Here is a 15740-nt window from a genome sequence, read left to right on the forward strand (position 1 = left end):
TGTTATTGGTCTGACGGTTGGGGCTTTATTCTTTCAGCGGATCACCGACCCGCATGATTTCCCACTCTAGCGTGATGCCGCTTGTTTCGTAAACCTTTTTTCGCACTTCTTCGCCCAGACCTTCCAGGTCAGCGGCAGTGGCCGCGCCGGTATTGATCAGGAAATTCGAGTGTTTGGGGCTCATCTGTGCACCACCCAGCGTCGCGCCACGCATTCCGGCGTCATCGATCACTTTCCACGCCTTGAGATCATGCACGTCATCCGCCTGCCCCGTCGACGAAAACCCGGCCGGATTGCGGAAAGTTGACCCGGCGCTACGATCTTTAGTGGGCTGGGTTTCATCACGCTTTTTCAGTTGCGCTTCCATGCGGGCGTGAAGCTCTGCCGGGTCGCCAGAGGGCCCTTGAAACGTCGCCGAAATCAACACGGAGCCTTCAGGCAGATCGGACTGGCGGTAGCGGAAGTTCAGATCTTCGGGGGTCAGGTCAAGCAACTCACCCCGTCGGGTGACAATAGTCGCTTTGCGCAAGACATCCGCCGTGTAGCTGCCATAACAGCCCGCGTTCATCCGAACCGCCCCGCCAACAGAACCGGGTATGGTACGCAAAAAGGTCAGATCGACCCCGGCATCCGCTGCTTTGCGCGCCACATGGGCGTCCAATGCCGCCGCGCCTGCGGTGACCGTGTTTCCTTCGATCTCGATCCCGTTGAAACCGCGTCCCAAGCGGATCACCACAGCGCGCAAGCCACCGTCACGCACGATCAGGTTTGAACCGACACCCATTGGGAAAACCGGAACATCCGACGGAAGACCGCGCAAAAACGTTTGCAGGTCCTCGACGTCGGCGGGTTGGAATAAGTAGTCTGCGGGGCCACCAACGCGCAGCCATGTCAGATCGTTCAGCGGTCGGGCCGGGGTCAGACGACCCCGAACTTCGGGCAGATTGCTCATGTGGTTGACTTTTTCGCCAGGCTGCGCCCGCCAACACCACCCACGATAACAGCAAGAAGGAACGGCAGGACCGATCCAGTCAGCCAGATGAAGGGACCAAATGCCTGCTCCTCCTCGCCCGTGCTGACGCCCGCCAGCAAAACGATCAGCGCCAACGCAACTGCCGAGGTCAGGCCGATGAGCCAAAACAATCCTCTCACACCGATCCAGAGCCCGGCAATAAGCCCGGCAACTCCGCCAAGTATCAAAGAAATGAGTGGCAAATAGGCGAATGTGGCAATATCGACCATGTGGCCTCCTGAATATGGCCGTTACTTGTTGGCCGCCTTCATGCCCTGCATTTTCGCTTTTGTCCAACGGCTCAGGTAAATCACCGGCCAGCGCAGCATCGACATGCCCATACCCAGCACCAACAGGCCGATCCACGGACCGTGCTGATATGTGACATAACCGAGAATCGGGATTCCCACGACAATCAGGATATAAGCACGTGTCCAGTGGTTATCCTTGCTGGGAACCATCGCAAGGATATTGGCGGACAACCCCCAAAGAGCGGCCAGAGCAAGGGACCAACTCATTCCGCCACCTCTCGGCCCGTCCATTTACGCCAGAAAAAGCGGATCGGATTGCGGAACATCGAAACAAAGCCGCCAAAAGCGAGAGCAGACCAAACCCAACCATGGTCATATCCCAACCAAACGATCAAAACCGGCGCACAAATCAAAAGTACAATCCCCGGTGGGAATTGCAGCCGCATTGGCATCATCGCCACAACAGTGGCACAGATTACCCAGAGGGCTGAAAAGATCACGGAAAAATCCATTTCCCCCTCCAAAGGATGGTGATGGCGGTTAGCAGGTCAATACACCCTATGGTTGCGCACCAACGGCCCGGAATGTCAAACGGCTTGTTTTCTCATCAGTCTCTCTGGCAGACCATTGGCCCATGCACTGATGGTCCCCGCCCCGAGACAGACGACCATGTCCCCTGGACGGGCTTGTTCCCGCACCAGACGTTCAAGATCGTTTTCGTCCAACAGCGCTCGTGCGTGGCGATGGCCGTGACGGATCAGGCCCTGTACCAGATCGTCGCGCGAGGCGCCTTCAATCGGGTCTTCCCCGGCGGCAAAAACCTCGGCGATGGCCACGACATCCGCATCGTTGAAACAAGTACAGAAATCATCAAACAAGTTGGAAAGACGTGAGTAACGATGAGGTTGGTGGACAGCGATGACACGACCTTCGGTTGCTTGGCGCGCAGCTTTGAGGACAGCAGCGATTTCGACCGGGTGATGCCCATAGTCATCGATGATGGTAACCCCATCGACTTCTCCGACCTTGGTGAAGCGACGATTAACGCCGCCAAAATTGGCAAGCGCATCACGGATCTCATTCGCTTTCATGCCCAGATGGCGCGCAACCGCCACCGCAGACAGCGCGTTCGAGACGTTGTGGTCCCCAGGCATCGGCAGGGTGCAACCTTCAATCACTTTGTCTTCGTATTGCAGGTGAATGTCGAAATGCGCAACGCCGCCTTTGTAGGTCAGATTCTCGGCCCGCACATCTGCCTGAGCATTGAAGCCATAGGTGCGCACACGGCGGTCCGTGATGCGCCCGACCAAAGCCTGCACCTCGGCATGATCCGTGCAGCAAACGGCCAGACCATAGAAAGGCAGGTTCGAGACGAATTCGTGGAACCCATCACGCAATTTGTCGAAATCCCCCCAATGCTCCATATGCTCAGGGTCGATATTGGTAACGATTGCGATGGTCGCGGGCAGACGATTGAACGAGCCGTCGGATTCATCCGCCTCAACCACCATCCATTCGCCCTGCCCCATGCGCGCATTCGAGCCATAGGCGTGGATGATGCCGCCATTGATCACGGTTGGGTCGAAGTCACCCGCCACCATTAGCTCAGCCATCATCGTGGTCGTGGTGGTCTTGCCGTGTGTGCCCGCAATCGCGATGTTCGAGCGCAGGCGCATCAACTCGGCCAGCATGTCAGCACGCCGGACAACGGGCAGTCCTTGGGCGCGTGCCTCATCCAGTTCCGGGTTGCCGGGTTTAATCGCAGTCGAAACAACCACAACAGCGGCGTTTTCAAGGTTTTCAGCCCGCTGCCCGACGAAGATTTCAGCCCCCAAACCCGCCAGCCGGTCAGTGATCTTCGATGCCTTCAGGTCCGAGCCCTGCACCCGATACCCCAGATTCAAAAGCACCTCGGCGATCCCGGACATCCCGATCCCTCCGATCCCTACAAAGTGGATCGGTCCTACGTCTTGCGGCAGTTTGGTTGCAGGATTCATGCGGTCTCCTTCTGCGCCAGTTGTTCGACAAGATGCACCAAACGCTCGGTCGCGTCGGGGGCACCGGTCGAAAGGGCGGCATGGGCCATTTTCTGTGCGGCTTCGGGGTTGGTCAGAACCGTGGTGATTTGCTGCGTCAAGGCGCGAACGTCAAGCGCATTTTCAGGGATCATGATCGCACCGCCCGCCTGTACCAAGCCACGCGCATTGGCGGTTTGGTGGTCTCCGGCAGCGGCGGCAAAGGGGATCAGGATCGAGGGTCGCCCGATGACCGAGATATCGGCCACGCTGGATGCACCCGAACGCGAAATGACCAATTGGGCGTCCGACATGCGACGGGGCACGTCCGCGAAAAAGGTCTGAACTTCGGCGCGGATGCCATGATCATTGTAAAACGCTGTGACTCGTGCACTGTCCTCATCCCGGGCCTGATGTGAAACGCGGATGTGGTTGCGGATGTTTTCAGGCAAGGCGGCAATGGCCTCGGGCACCACGTCGCTGAGGATACGCGCACCTTGTGAGCCGCCCATGACCAAAATCGACATCGGATAATCGCCGGGTGGAATGTATCCCGCGGCGGCGCGGTCCAGAACGGCGGCGCGCACCGGATTGCCTGTGTGGACGCCCTGTGCCCCCTCGGGCAGATCGGTTGGCCAGACACCGCAAGCAACCTGTGCAACGCGAGTGGCGAACAGCTTGTTCACACGGCCCAAGACACCGTTCTGTTCATGGATCATGCGCGGGATTTTCAGCAGTGTTGCCGCGCCCAGCGCAGGGATCGACGGATACCCGCCAAACCCGACAACCACGTCGGGCTTATTACGCATCATCTGGAACGCCATGCTGGTCACGCCGCCCACGATCTTGGGGCCGACCAGCGCCTTGGCTGCTAAACCGCCGCGCGCAAAGGTGGCCGAGGACACCTCGGTAATCTCGGTCGCATCCGGGAAGGCGCCGGTATAGCGCGCACCGCGTGCATCGGTGGACAAGCGCACGCGCCAACCTTTGTGAAGCAAAGCCTCGGCCAGGGCCTGAGCGGGGAACATATGCCCCCCGGTTCCGCCAGCCGCAATTAACAGGTAAGGGTTCCCCATTATCCTCGTCCGCGCAGAATATCACCAAGCTCGCCCTGTGGACGGGTTCGGGTAAAGGCCAGCAACATGCCGATGGCAATGCCACCCGCAATCAGCGACGAGCCGCCATAGCTGACGAAAGGCAACGTCATGCCCTTGGCGGGCAACAGGCGCACGGCGACGCCCATGTTGATCATCGCCTGAACGCCGAACATACAGGCCAATCCGGTGCCTGCCAGACGTATGAACATGTCCCGTTCGCGCATCAGCCGCAGCAACGAGCGCACGACAATCAACGCATAGAGCGCGATGATGATCAGCACCAGGATCAGGCCGTATTCCTCGGCCGCGACAGCAATGATGAAATCGGTATGGGCATCAGGCAGGGACCATTTCACTTGCCCTTCCCCGACACCAACGCCGAACAACCCGCCTTCGCGAATGGCGTTGGTGGCATAGCCAAGCTGGGTGGTCGGATCGACCTCTTGATTCAAGAAGCCATCGATGCGGCGGGCAAAGTGTTCGGAGTTTGAATAGGCAAACATACCAGCCAAAACGACCGCGCCTGCCATGCCGACGAGCAAAAGCATCGGGGCCCCTGCCACGAAATACATCACGCCCCAGCCGAACAGGATCAGGCAGGCCTGACCGAAATCGGGCTGCATCACCAACATCCCGACGATCGACATGCACAGCGCGAAGGACCAGATACGCCCAGGAGGGCCATTGATCTCTTGCGAGGCCGCCAGCAACCATGCGGCCACGACAATGAAACCGGGCTTCAAGAACTCGGACGGTTGCAGAGAGGCAAAGCCCAGCGAATACCAGCGGACAGCACCTTTGCCAAAGTCGGTTCCGAAGACCGGAAGGAAGACCAGCGCTACAAATGACGCCAGAAAACCAAGAACGGCCAAGCGCCGCACCAGCGTCGGTGACATCATCGATGTCAGCAGCATCGCGATCAGCGCCAATCCGCCGAAGATGGCCTGACGCTCAACATAATGGAAAGGATCGAACCCGTTGCGCCCGGCCAGCGGCGGCGATGAAGCCAAACCCAACAACAGACCGATGGTGAAAAGGATCAACACGCAGGACATCGTCCAGCGATCAATTGTACGCCACCACTTTGGTAGAATCGGTTCTCCGCGCTGGTCCTGGACCGCGCCATACACCATCTCAGTCATGAGATACCGCCACTCTCTGCCTCGTTAACGTCCCGTTTTCGGGATCTGTTTGAGAGTCTACATGCAATTTGGTGTTTGGGCTAGTGGAATGAGGGCCAAACCAGATTTTCAGCCCCCATGCTGTTTCGTTCGAATGATCAGACCAGCGCCAGCAGCTTTGCAACGTCCAGAAGACCCGCTTTTCCAAAAAGCTCATCCTTGGAAGGCATGACCGGATTACCGGCGGCATCCTTTTTCCCGTTCACGTCGTCCACCTGAAGCTCATTAACTGCGGCGGGCAACCAATACCAATGTGCAACACTGTGTCGAGTTGGACTTGCATTCAGCCCCTCGAACAGGTCCTTGATGTCCTTTCCCGACAAATTGACCGCAGATTTTCGCTGCATCAAGGCAATCGCCCCGGCGACCAGAGCACAAGCGCCAGACGTACCGCCAAACTCTGTGTACAGCCCAGCCGGATCGTCTCCTGCTTTTGCCCGAGCAGCGACCGGCCCCGCAAGCGTTCCTTCAACATAACCACGAGGTCCCGGCACGTCGAGCGTGACAAGTCGCTGAGGTGAATAGCTAAGGTAAGGTATTTTTTCCGTGCAAGATCCCGGTTTCTTGTGCAAGTCGGGATCTACGTGAAAATCGCCAGCTGAAGCGGCTTGCCGGTCAAGGCGGATCTGGTTCCGGTTATACACCTCTCCGTCATCCGAAGGGGCCACAACGGTCAGGTGGTCGTCGGACGAATAGTTTGAATAGCCAGACCGAAAAGCCTGATAACTCACGGCACCTACAGAAATGACACCGTTATCTGTGTCGGACGACAAGCTGGCGGGGTAGATCAACTTGCTTCTGCCATCATTGCCCGCAGCGCAAACCACAGGGATTTTTTTGCTGACCCATGTGATGACCTTGCTCAGAAGAGCCCAGTCCGCGCTGATGCCAAGTGCATCCTGTGACGGCTCACCTAGCTTGGTTTCGTGAATCCGCGTCTTTTCGTCGTCATCTAGATCAGGATACCCCGGCCAATGGTTCGGGTCCGCAACATCCCTTGGGAAAAGGATCACCTCGACATCCTTCGAAAAGGCATACAGGAACGCTGCAATCAGTTCTCGCGGACTGGGAGAGATTGAGGTGGTGATTGGCAGGACTTTGCTCAGCGGGTCGACACCGAAATAGGTTGCGATGTTGCCCGCGTTACCGAACTGATCAGCCGCATATGAGGTGCCGCTGGTTAGACCTGCGCAGCTGGTCCCGTGCGCGGCATAGCGGTCATCATAGGCGTGAACATACCGTTTGACACCGCACCCTGACCGGATTTCATCGACGATCTTTTCTTCTGCCGAAGTGAGCGTGCCGATGGTCGAGCCTGCGGGCAAGCCATTCAGCCAAGAAACCTTTTCTTCCCGATGCTTGGCAGCCGCTGGGAACGAGGTCAGCAGATCGTATTTCACCCCATATGGATGGCTGGCAAGATCAATCGCATCGTCCCATAGAATCTGTCCGTCCCCTGTTGGTGCATCCAGATTCGGGTGATAGGGCGCGACACCCATATCGATCAGAGCGATATGTGCCTTGCTGTCCGGCGGCGGGGTGAAATCCCAAGCCACATCCCCAATCACCGGGCAAATCTCACCGCTTGCCGGAGGGGTCGGTACCGTGATCGCGTTGATCGCGACCAGATGCCAAAGATAGTAGAAACGTTCATAGTTTTCCTGACCGTCGGTCATCTCAAATCCTCCCCTATCTCAACCCAGCCACTCGTCCTGGGCGGCGTCCATTAGCTCGTCCAGAACCTCGGCCATATAGGCGACTGTCTTGCGGGCCAATTCCCGCCCTGCCGCCGTGTCGCTGGGATAGTGCAGCCCTGCCCATTCGCGGTTTTCAGCAATACGCTGTGCCCGATGGAAAAGGGCGATCGTACCAGGGTGTTCGGGCAGGATACGCGAAAACATATCGGCAATTGCGAAGGACTGGAAGGAATGGTTTGAAGGGTAAGCGGCGTGGTATGGCACCGCAATGTAAGGCCGGATCAACGGCTGAATAATGTTCGGGCGCGGTCGGCTGAACCGGTTCTTATAGGTCAGCCCGACCTCATTGGTCAGTTCCAAAAGAATAACCATTAGCGCTCGTGTAGCACCAAAACCTCCGTCGTCTTCGATGCCAAGGGGCGACAGGTAGTCATCGATCCCGAAACTGGCCTGCGCGACGATTTCTTCACGGCGCAACGCTTGGTCAGCGTTTTTCAATGCACCTTGCAGTTTGAGCAGATAGCGCGTCTCTTCAAGACTATCATCCGGCCCAGGAGGCGGAAGCAAATCGATGTTCTCCCAGATCTTGCCTTTGAGCTGATCTGCCAGCGGAACGCCGATCTGGCATATATCGCGGATCTCACGCCACCCGAAAGCGGCCTCGCTGCCCTCAAAGGCAAAATCGCTACGGTTCCGATTTCGGTTTCGGTTGCGATTTCTGTTCCGGTTTCTGTTCCGGTTCCGATTTCTGTTCCGGTTTCGGTTGAGCGCAAAGGCCGAGCTTTGGCTGAGCGATAGTGCGGCGACCCCAAAAGCGGATCTGTTCAGAAGTTCGTCCTGAACTGCATCCATAACCTCACCGACTTCGAACAAGCGCAAAACTTCACTATCGCTAAAGTACTTTCTAATTTCTTCAAGGTGATCAGCGGTGATCAATGTCGGATTGATCTTGCTCAGCGCCTCAATAAAGATCAGAGCGTTTTTACTTTGTGTGGCAAACAACGCGGCTTCAACTGCTGCACGCGGATCACCCTGACCCTGGCCCAGGCTTGCGGCTTTTAACGCCTTGCAGGAAATCAACTCACCACGTCGCGCAAGCATGCCAAACGCGTTGAGCGTGAATACATAATCCATATTGTCCCCCTTCCAAAACTCTTAAACCTGTTGTGGCAACCCGATCCGTGACAGGCCACTTTCCATCAGATGCGCGCTGAACCGGGTCGGCACCGGGAAACGATCCTGCTGAATGCACGCCAGTGACATGTCCGGCTCCAGGTTGATCAGCCGCTTCAAAGCCTGCTCCCCCATCTGGCGGTTTCCCGCATGTCCGTAAGCTGCCGCCAGATAGCGCATGACGGTTTTGAACTGCGGCTGCACCTCCATCACGGATTCACCAAATTCGATGGACTTCTCAAAATCGCTACTGACCAGCGACGCAACGCAGGCCGCACCGTCAAACAGATGCCGATACGGGCTGTGACGCCCAACCAGTCTGGCCTGCTGCGCAGCTTCCCGCGCCAACGCGGGTCGATCCGTATAGCAGTAGAGCATTGCGGCCGAATCCCAGCTCATGGCGCGATACGGGCTAAGTTCCAACGCGCGGTCCACCAGATCCTGTGCGACCGAAAACTCGCGGAAAACGTAGGAATGCACATGGGCAACAAGACCTAGCACAGTGCCATTATTGGGGTCAGCCTCGACAGCGCGGCGGGCCAGGTCGCGCGCCTGCGCCTCAAGCGTAGCGTCCCAAGTGCCATATCGCTCGCCGACCTTGAACGTGGTCACATAGGCCAGCCAGGCCAGATAGACCGGCTTGGGGTCAAGCTCGTACGCGGCCAGGATGTCGGCTTCCAGTTCGTCCAACCCCGGCCCACTCATCGTCAACAGATGATGCACGGCCGCAACCGCCGTCTTGGCCGCATGATGCGCTGCCGGATCACGCATATGACGCCCGTTGAGCAGGGCGGTGAGCAATGCATCAGTGGCATAGCTGATAAAGGACGTCAGGCCAGAACAGTTTTGTCCCAGAAAGTCACCCTGATCAGCCACGACGTTCTGGCTCCAGATCACTTTCCGGTCTTCAGACCTCATGGCAGTTGCAGACACTTGCAGCATGTCACCGCAACTCGCCGCCCGGCATTGCAAGAAAAGATCAGGCCCTGCCGTCAGCGGATCGGTCGGGAGCGGGATCTGTGACACCCGGTAATCCTGCACTTCAAGCGCTTCGATCTCGATCAGCGATTTTGACAATTGTTCAGCAACGATGTTGGAGACAAAAGTGGCCGTCTCGGACCCTGCCCCCACATCCGGAGACAACAGACCAACCACAAAATTCGGACGGGGGTGTGCAATCGAAGACGGCAGTGAAACACGCGCAGGCTGGCTTGTTGGTACCGGCATGGGGCCTGCTGCTGATGCCTGCTCAAGCGCACCCTCTATCGTCGCCCGCGACACCGTGAACAGCTCAAGCGAAGCGCCGATATTCTTGAGCTTGGGACGGCCGACAGAGTTAAAGAGAAAGTCGTTTCGACCACGTAATGCATTGCGCACAACGCTTGAAACCAGAACTTCGCCGGGTGAGCCCACACTTTCGATCCGGGCTGCCGTGTTGACCGCGTCACCAATAATCTGATGATCGACTTCAAACGTGTCACCCAGATGCACGCCGATACGATACCCTTTTGCATAGCGTTCAGCGCTTTGAGTCAGCACCTCCTGCACCCCCAGTGCGGTTTCCACCGCAGCACGCGCGCTTGGGAACACGGCGCACAGGCCGTCACCCGTCAGGCCCGTCACGCAGCCGCGAAAGCTTTGGACCAGTTCGCTGGCGCAATTCAGGTCGCGGCGGATTGTGGCAAGAGTTTCAATTTCAGCTTCGCGTACTTCAACTGAATAGTCGCAAGCATCCAAAAACAGAATGGCCCTGAGCTGTGCCTTAGGCAATTCGGTCGGCCTGTATAGATTCAGGTTTAATCCCATGATCGTATCTCTGACTTCTTTAACTAATTGGGATGCACCGCCCCAAGAATGATCAGGCTGCATCCGATGCATGCGTGGCGCAGATCCAGAGGTTGTGCACGTTTCGGCGCCGTCTTTTTTCGCAGGACCGACCCTTGGTCTGAATGGGCTTCAAAAGGCTGTTGTCGGCCTGACGGAGAAATTCGGTTTCTAAAATATGTTAAGTTCAATCTAATGCAGCTTATTGTATGTGTTTTATGAACTTTCGTCGACTTAATTTTGCTTTACACCCTCAAACAGGACTTTTCCTGACGGCTCTGAGGGCGGTGGCAAGCTGGTCGAGATTGGCCAGAAACGACGTTTCTTTCCCGCAGAGGGCGTGTAATCGCCGCTAAAACACTGAAGGACAGTATTGAGAACGTGCTCCAGAAACCTCGACGTTACTGCTGCCTTGCACATCCAACGCGTGGGGCAACCGAACTGGAAAACCCAATCGACGTATGGTGTTATGCTGCCTTCCCAATGCAAACAAAAGGGACAGATAACGTTCTAAACAAGTGTCCTATTGCTTCGATAGAACTTACCAATGTCTCAACTATAACGAATGTACAGTTTACCGCCCGCAGTTTATTTCGAAGTGATCCAGATGCTCTCGCGGGCCCGTTCCCAAGTTGCACAACGCAGTAGGAACATTTTTGCCTGTTCAACAGCTCGAAAAGTGGCGCGCGTGGTTCTCTGAGAATCGTTAATCCTGCAACGAATTTTAATATCACCAACGGTTGGCAGGGCTTTCTCTCTTGTCATTGTACAGAATCCGCGCCAATGGCGGTGCATGAGGTTCGACACTATCATATTGGGGGCCGGAGCCGCAGGCATGATGTGCGCAGCCCACTGTGGCGGGCACGTTTTGGTGATTGATCACGCCAAAGCACCGGGCGAAAAGATCCGCATATCGGGCGGTGGGCGCTGTAATTTCACCAATATGTACACAAGCCCGAGCAACTTCCTGTCGCAAAACCCGCATTTCTGCAAATCTGCGTTAGCACGTTATACGCAGTGGGATTTTGTCGATCTGGTTGGGCGTCACAATATCGCCTGGCACCAGAAAACGCTGGGTCAGCTGTTTTGTGATGAGTCATCGAAACAGATTATTAAGATGCTGCTGGACGAGATGCGCGAAGCAGGAGCAGAGCTGTGGGTGCAAACGTCTCTGCGCGATCTGCGCAAGACCGAAAGCGGGTTTGCATTGGAGGTCGAACGTGACGGTCAACGGCAGCACCTGACCTGCGCGAATCTAGTGCTGGCCACCGGCGGCAAGTCGATCCCGAAAATGGGCGCGACCGGGCTTGCCTATGACATTGCCGGGCAATTCGACATGCGCGTGACCGACACGCGCGCCGCGCTGGTCCCGTTCACCTTCTCGGATGGTCGGTTCAAGGACTTGTCCGGTGTTTCCTTGCCAGCGCGATTGTCAAACGATCGCACCAGCTTTGACGAAGCGTTGCTGTTCACGCATCGCGGCCTCAGCGGGCCGTCAGTGTTGCAGTTGTCATCCTATTGGTCCGAGGGTGAAGCGATCCGGGTAAATCTGATCCGTGATCTGCCGTTGTTCGATCTGTTGCGGACACAGCGTCGGAGCGGGGGTCGAAAGGCTTTGACGACAGAACTGGCGCGCCATCTGCCCGCCCGGTTGGTGGACTATCTGAGTAAGGTCATTCCTATGTCCGGGAACCTTGCGGATCAGTCAGATGCGAAACTGACAGACCTGACCGAAACCCTATCCGCCTGGCAATTGGTACCATCGGGAACCGAAGGGTATCGCACGGCCGAAGTCACGCTGGGTGGGATCGATACCGAAGATTTGTCTTCTAAAACCATGGAGGCCAAGGATGTCCCTGGCCTCTACGCGATTGGCGAAGCGGTGGATGTCACCGGCTGGTTGGGTGGCTACAATTTCCAGTGGGCATGGTCGTCAGGCCATGCCGCTGGTGTTGCCATTGCCGCCAAGCATCAACCGACGACGTTATACCCGCGCCCGCGCATACAGTTGCGCACGATCACTTCCTGATTCTGAGTGTTGTTGATCGCGCTTGCACCAGCACCGATCAACGCACCGGCTGCTGCTGCACGGCCCAGATCACTGGCACTGTTGTCGATGATTGCAGTGGTTGCCGCAGCACCGGCCGCGCCGATGGCAGCGGCGCCGGCAGTGTTGCTATCGAGCGTCGGCTGAGATCGTGCCAGCGCCTGACAATTAGCCAGATCGGACTGATAATTAGGCCCTACCGCCCCATCGATGATCGGGACATAGTTCGCCCCGCTATTGGCGCAGGCTCCGGCCAGTGCAACGATAGGAAGGGCGAAGAAAATTTTGCGTGCAGACATATCCGCTACCTCTTTGTGAACTGAAGGTGACGCAACCTTACTTCCCACAAAGTGTCAATCTGATTGGGAAAAGTCCAGATCAACCGGCAGAGCGTCGCCTTACGTCAGTCGTTTACGCACTTGTTCGGCAAAGTCTTCGCCGCGTTTCTCGAAATTGTCATATTGATCGAAACTGGCAGCCGCCGGTGCCAACAACACCGTATCGCCCTCTTCTGCGTCTTCGATAGCTTGCGCCACTGCAGCTTCCATCGTGGTGCAAACCTGGGCGTCCGCTTCCAGCTGCATCGCAAAACCCGCCGCTTCGCGACCGATCACATAAGCTTTGCGCACCTGATCCGACGCCGCGTTCAAAGCTGCGATACCGCCTTCTTTCTCAAGTCCACCGCAAATCCAGCGGATATTCTTGAACGCGCTCAGCGCCTTCAAGGCGCTGTCGACATTGGTCGCCTTGGAGTCGTTGACGTAGGTAACCCCACCCGCTTCGGCAATGATCTGGCTGCGGTGCGGCAGGCCCGGATAGGAATGAAGCGCATCCTCGATCACACGCGGCGCAAGCCCCAACGACCGGCAGGCGGCGTAGGCCGCGCAGGCGTTTTGGTGGTTATGCGCACCGGGCAGACCCTTGATCGCGCGCAGGTCGATGGAACCTGCCTGACGCCCCTTGCGGTATTCCGACAAGAAACCCTTGCGTGCAAACACCTGCCATCCCGGGCCTGTCAGTTTGCGCGCAACCGAGATGCGGATCACTCGGTCATCCGTTGGCCCTTCGGACAATTGTCCGGCCAGAAACGCGCCTTCGATCTCGTCAATGCCAATGATCGCGCGGTCTGGCCCGCCTTCGGCAAAGAGACGCCGCTTGGCAGAAAAATAGCCGCCCATGCCGCCGTGTCGGTCCAGATGATCGGGTGAGAGGTTGGTGAATACAGCCACGTCGGGAGTCAACGCACGAGCAAGTTCCGTCTGATAGCTGCTGAGTTCCAAAACCACCACCGAACCATCGCCGCCCGGATCAATATCCAGAACCCCGCGTCCGATATTGCCCGCCAATTGCGCCTCGCGCCCGGCTTCGGTCAGGATGTGGTGGATCAACGCCGCCGTGGTGGATTTCCCGTTCGAGCCCGTCACTGCAATCACGCGCGGCGGCGTGTCGTAGTTGTTCCATTCCGACCCCGCGAAGGAACGGAAGAACAGGCCGATATCGTTGTCCACCGGCACGCCAGCGTCCAAAGCCGCGGAAACGACCGGGTTCGGTTCAGGATAAAGATGCGGAATGCCCGGTGAGACGATCAGCGACGCAACGCCATCAAACGCGCCGTGTTTGCGCAGATCGACGCAGGTGAACCCCTCGCCTTCGGCAGTTTCACGAGCTGCCGGGTTGTCGTCCCAGCACACAGGCTCAGCCTTGCCAGCACGCAACGCGCGTGCTGTCGCCAAGCCCGAACGACCCAGCCCCAGAACTGCAACTTTTTGCCCTGAAAAGCCTTTGACCGGGATCATGTCTTACTTCCTTCGTCTAGCTGTGCCTCAAGCCAATCCGCCCGTTCTTCGACAGGTCGCTTTGGAACAAGGGTGGTCTTGAAACCAAGTTTGGGCAAGCGGTCGCACAAACCCTCATATTCCGCAAGAGCGTCAACCAGATCGTGCTGACGCTGACTGTCTTTCACATAGATTTCAGGCCAGGGCGGGAACAGAAAAATCTGACGGTCATAGTCAAGCCGGACGATCTGGTCTCGCAGGGCATTGTCCAGATCAGTGCCTGTGCGCTCAAACCAGATCAATGCATCCAATGCGGACCGGTCGAATAGAACCAAACCGTCCGGGGCTTGGGTCATATCGTTGAAGGCCGTCTCGATGACTTTCCGGCAAAACGATTCAGGATCTGTCCAGGGCAACGCGGTTCCACCGACCTGCTGTTCCGCGATTACGACTCGGCGGCCGGGTTCTGTGACAGTCGCATAGCCGCGCCGCGCCATCTCTTGCAGGAGGGTGGATTTACCGCCTCCTGAACAGCCTGACAGCACAATACGACGGTTGCTCACCTTACCTTCAGCGTTGCCAGTCCGATCATCGCCAGGATCAGCGAGATGATCCAGAAACGGATGACGATGGTCGGTTCAGCCCAGCCTTTTTTCTCATAATGGTGGTGGATCGGGGCCATCAGGAAGACCCGCTTGCCGGTGCGTTTGAAGTAGAGAACCTGAATGATCACACTCAGCGCTTCGACCACGAACAGACCGCCGACCACGGCCAGAACAAGCTCGTGCTTGGTGGCGACGGCAATTGCACCCAGTGCACCACCCAGAGCCAATGAACCGGTGTCACCCATGAAGACCGCCGCGGGTGGCGCGTTGTACCACAAAAAGCCCAAACCGCCGCCGAACAAAGCAGCCGTAAAGATCAGGATTTCACCGGTTCCGGGCACGTAGTGCACGTCCAGATACTCGGTAAAGTCCACACGTCCAACCGCATAGGCGATGATTCCAAGGGTCGTGGCGGCAATCATTGCGGGCATGATCGCCAGTCCGTCCAGCCCATCAGTCAGGTTCACCGCATTGGCGGCCCCCACGATTACGACCACCGCAAACGGAATATAGAATAGGCCTAGATTGACCAGAGTGTCTTTAAACACGGGCACCGCCAGTTGGTTCTGCAACGCCTCGGGATGGTGCAAAGATGCCCAGAGCGAGGCCAGAACCGCAATGATGACGCCCAACGCCAGACGCATCTTGCTTGAGACGCCTTTCGTATTTTGCTTAGAGACTTTGGCATAGTCATCCGCAAAACCGATGGCCGCATAGGCCAGCGTTACGAACAGAACCATCCAGACATAAGGGTTGTCCCAGCGTGCCCAGATCAGGGTCGATGTCACAAGCGCACCAACAATCAGCAACCCGCCCATGGTCGGCGTGCCCGCCTTGGAAAAATGGCCTTCGGGGCCGTCATCGCGGATCGGTTGGCCCTTGCCTTGTTTTTTGCGCAGCACATTGATCAAGGGCTTGCCGAACAGGAAACCAAAGATCAGCGCCGTCAAAAAGGCGCCACCCGCGCGGAAGGTGATGTAGCGGAAGAGGTTCCAGAAGTCCCCGCCATCCGACAGGGCGGTCAACCAATACAGCATGACAATACCTTTCTCACACGCGGCGT

Annotated in this window: 15 protein-coding genes; 1 reads left to right on the plus strand and 14 read right to left on the minus strand. The window is 57.2% G+C overall.

All coding sequences use genetic code 11. The features are described 5' to 3' along the window. Nucleotides 1-25 precede the first annotated feature (25 nt). The 10 genes from murB to GS636_RS05520 form a co-directional block, all read right to left on the minus strand. On the minus strand, nt 26-952 hold the full coding sequence (murB, locus tag GS636_RS05475; protein ID WP_171092303.1) for a UDP-N-acetylmuramate dehydrogenase: 927 nt from the start codon (nt 950-952) through the stop codon (nt 26-28). After that, nucleotides 949-1242, minus strand: a complete 294-nt coding sequence (locus GS636_RS05480) for a hypothetical protein (protein ID WP_171092305.1) — start codon at nt 1240-1242, stop codon at nt 949-951. Before GS636_RS05480 ends, murB begins: the two co-directional genes overlap by 4 nt. Before the next feature lie 21 nt (nt 1243-1263). After that, nucleotides 1264-1530: a DUF2484 family protein gene (locus GS636_RS05485; protein WP_171668730.1), complete on the minus strand. Its 267-nt coding sequence runs from the start codon at nt 1528-1530 to the stop codon at nt 1264-1266. After that, nucleotides 1527-1775, minus strand: a complete 249-nt coding sequence (locus GS636_RS05490; protein WP_171092309.1) for a DUF2484 family protein — start codon at nt 1773-1775, stop codon at nt 1527-1529. Before GS636_RS05490 ends, GS636_RS05485 begins: the two co-directional genes overlap by 4 nt. Nucleotides 1776-1850: 75 nt before the next feature. Then, complete coding sequence (gene murC / locus GS636_RS05495) at nt 1851-3260, minus strand: UDP-N-acetylmuramate--L-alanine ligase (RefSeq protein WP_171668731.1); 1410 nt, start codon at nt 3258-3260, stop codon at nt 1851-1853. Next, entirely contained in the window at nt 3257-4354 is a 1098-nt protein-coding gene (locus GS636_RS05500) for a UDP-N-acetylglucosamine--N-acetylmuramyl-(pentapeptide) pyrophosphoryl-undecaprenol N-acetylglucosamine transferase (protein ID WP_171668732.1), read from the minus strand. The genes murC and GS636_RS05500 overlap by 4 nt, the downstream gene beginning before the upstream one ends. Continuing rightward, a complete protein-coding gene (gene ftsW / locus GS636_RS05505; protein ID WP_171092315.1) occupies nt 4354-5517 on the minus strand; it encodes a putative lipid II flippase FtsW in 1164 nt (387 codons plus the stop codon). Before ftsW ends, GS636_RS05500 begins: the two co-directional genes overlap by 1 nt. A 137-nt stretch (nt 5518-5654) precedes the next feature. Then, the gene (locus tag GS636_RS05510) at nt 5655-7232 is read right to left on the minus strand and encodes a S8 family serine peptidase (RefSeq protein WP_171668733.1); all 1578 of its coding nucleotides are present in this window, start codon (nt 7230-7232) and stop codon (nt 5655-5657) included. An 18-nt stretch (nt 7233-7250) separates the two neighbouring features. Further along, nucleotides 7251-8387: a phosphatase PAP2 family protein gene (locus tag GS636_RS05515; protein ID WP_171668734.1), complete on the minus strand. Its 1137-nt coding sequence runs from the start codon at nt 8385-8387 to the stop codon at nt 7251-7253. Between the two features lie 21 nt (nt 8388-8408). Then, the gene (locus GS636_RS05520) at nt 8409-10232 is read right to left on the minus strand and encodes an adenylate/guanylate cyclase domain-containing protein (protein WP_171668735.1); all 1824 of its coding nucleotides are present in this window, start codon (nt 10230-10232) and stop codon (nt 8409-8411) included. An 811-nt stretch (nt 10233-11043) separates the two neighbouring features. Between GS636_RS05520 and GS636_RS05525 the strand changes: the two genes are divergently transcribed. After that, entirely contained in the window at nt 11044-12279 is a 1236-nt protein-coding gene (locus tag GS636_RS05525) for an NAD(P)/FAD-dependent oxidoreductase (protein ID WP_171668736.1), read from the plus strand. Here GS636_RS05525 and GS636_RS05530 read toward each other — a convergent pair. From GS636_RS05530 to mraY, 4 genes are all read right to left on the minus strand, one after another. Further along, nucleotides 12222-12596, minus strand: coding sequence for a glycine zipper family protein (locus GS636_RS05530; RefSeq protein ID WP_171668737.1), 375 nt, complete (start codon nt 12594-12596; stop codon nt 12222-12224). The two genes, GS636_RS05525 and GS636_RS05530, sit on opposite strands and share 58 nt — an antisense overlap. A 99-nt stretch (nt 12597-12695) precedes the next feature. Next, complete coding sequence (murD, locus tag GS636_RS05535) at nt 12696-14093, minus strand: UDP-N-acetylmuramoyl-L-alanine--D-glutamate ligase (protein ID WP_171668738.1); 1398 nt, start codon at nt 14091-14093, stop codon at nt 12696-12698. After that, nucleotides 14090-14635, minus strand: coding sequence for an AAA family ATPase (locus GS636_RS05540; protein ID WP_171668739.1), 546 nt, complete (start codon nt 14633-14635; stop codon nt 14090-14092). Before GS636_RS05540 ends, murD begins: the two co-directional genes overlap by 4 nt. After that, nucleotides 14632-15714, minus strand: coding sequence for a phospho-N-acetylmuramoyl-pentapeptide-transferase (mraY, locus tag GS636_RS05545; RefSeq protein ID WP_171184995.1), 1083 nt, complete (start codon nt 15712-15714; stop codon nt 14632-14634). Before mraY ends, GS636_RS05540 begins: the two co-directional genes overlap by 4 nt. Nucleotides 15715-15740 lie beyond the last annotated feature (26 nt).

The organism is Ruegeria sp. HKCCD4884, from assembly GCF_013110855.1.
In the GTDB taxonomy this organism is placed as follows: Bacteria; Pseudomonadota; Alphaproteobacteria; order Rhodobacterales; family Rhodobacteraceae; genus Ruegeria.

Excerpts from the sequence above, each read along its gene's own strand:
- murB (WP_171092303.1), bottom strand. The coding sequence starts at position 952 with ATGAGCAATCTGCCCGAAGTTCGGGGTCGTCTGACCCCGGCCCGACCG.
- GS636_RS05480 (WP_171092305.1), bottom strand. The coding sequence starts at position 1,242 with ATGGTCGATATTGCCACATTCGCCTATTTGCCACTCATTTCTTTGATA.
- GS636_RS05485 (WP_171668730.1), bottom strand. The coding sequence starts at position 1,530 with ATGAGTTGGTCCCTTGCTCTGGCCGCTCTTTGGGGGTTGTCCGCCAAT.
- GS636_RS05490 (WP_171092309.1), bottom strand. The coding sequence starts at position 1,775 with ATGGATTTTTCCGTGATCTTTTCAGCCCTCTGGGTAATCTGTGCCACT.
- murC (WP_171668731.1), bottom strand. The coding sequence starts at position 3,260 with ATGAATCCTGCAACCAAACTGCCGCAAGACGTAGGACCGATCCACTTT.
- GS636_RS05500 (WP_171668732.1), bottom strand. The coding sequence starts at position 4,354 with ATGGGGAACCCTTACCTGTTAATTGCGGCTGGCGGAACCGGGGGGCAT.
- ftsW (WP_171092315.1), bottom strand. The coding sequence starts at position 5,517 with ATGACTGAGATGGTGTATGGCGCGGTCCAGGACCAGCGCGGAGAACCG.
- GS636_RS05510 (WP_171668733.1), bottom strand. The coding sequence starts at position 7,232 with ATGACCGACGGTCAGGAAAACTATGAACGTTTCTACTATCTTTGGCAT.
- GS636_RS05515 (WP_171668734.1), bottom strand. The coding sequence starts at position 8,387 with ATGGATTATGTATTCACGCTCAACGCGTTTGGCATGCTTGCGCGACGT.
- GS636_RS05520 (WP_171668735.1), bottom strand. The coding sequence starts at position 10,232 with ATGGGATTAAACCTGAATCTATACAGGCCGACCGAATTGCCTAAGGCA.
- GS636_RS05525 (WP_171668736.1), top strand. The coding sequence starts at position 11,044 with ATGAGGTTCGACACTATCATATTGGGGGCCGGAGCCGCAGGCATGATG.
- GS636_RS05530 (WP_171668737.1), bottom strand. The coding sequence starts at position 12,596 with ATGTCTGCACGCAAAATTTTCTTCGCCCTTCCTATCGTTGCACTGGCC.
- murD (WP_171668738.1), bottom strand. The coding sequence starts at position 14,093 with ATGATCCCGGTCAAAGGCTTTTCAGGGCAAAAAGTTGCAGTTCTGGGG.
- mraY (WP_171184995.1), bottom strand. The coding sequence starts at position 15,714 with ATGCTGTATTGGTTGACCGCCCTGTCGGATGGCGGGGACTTCTGGAAC.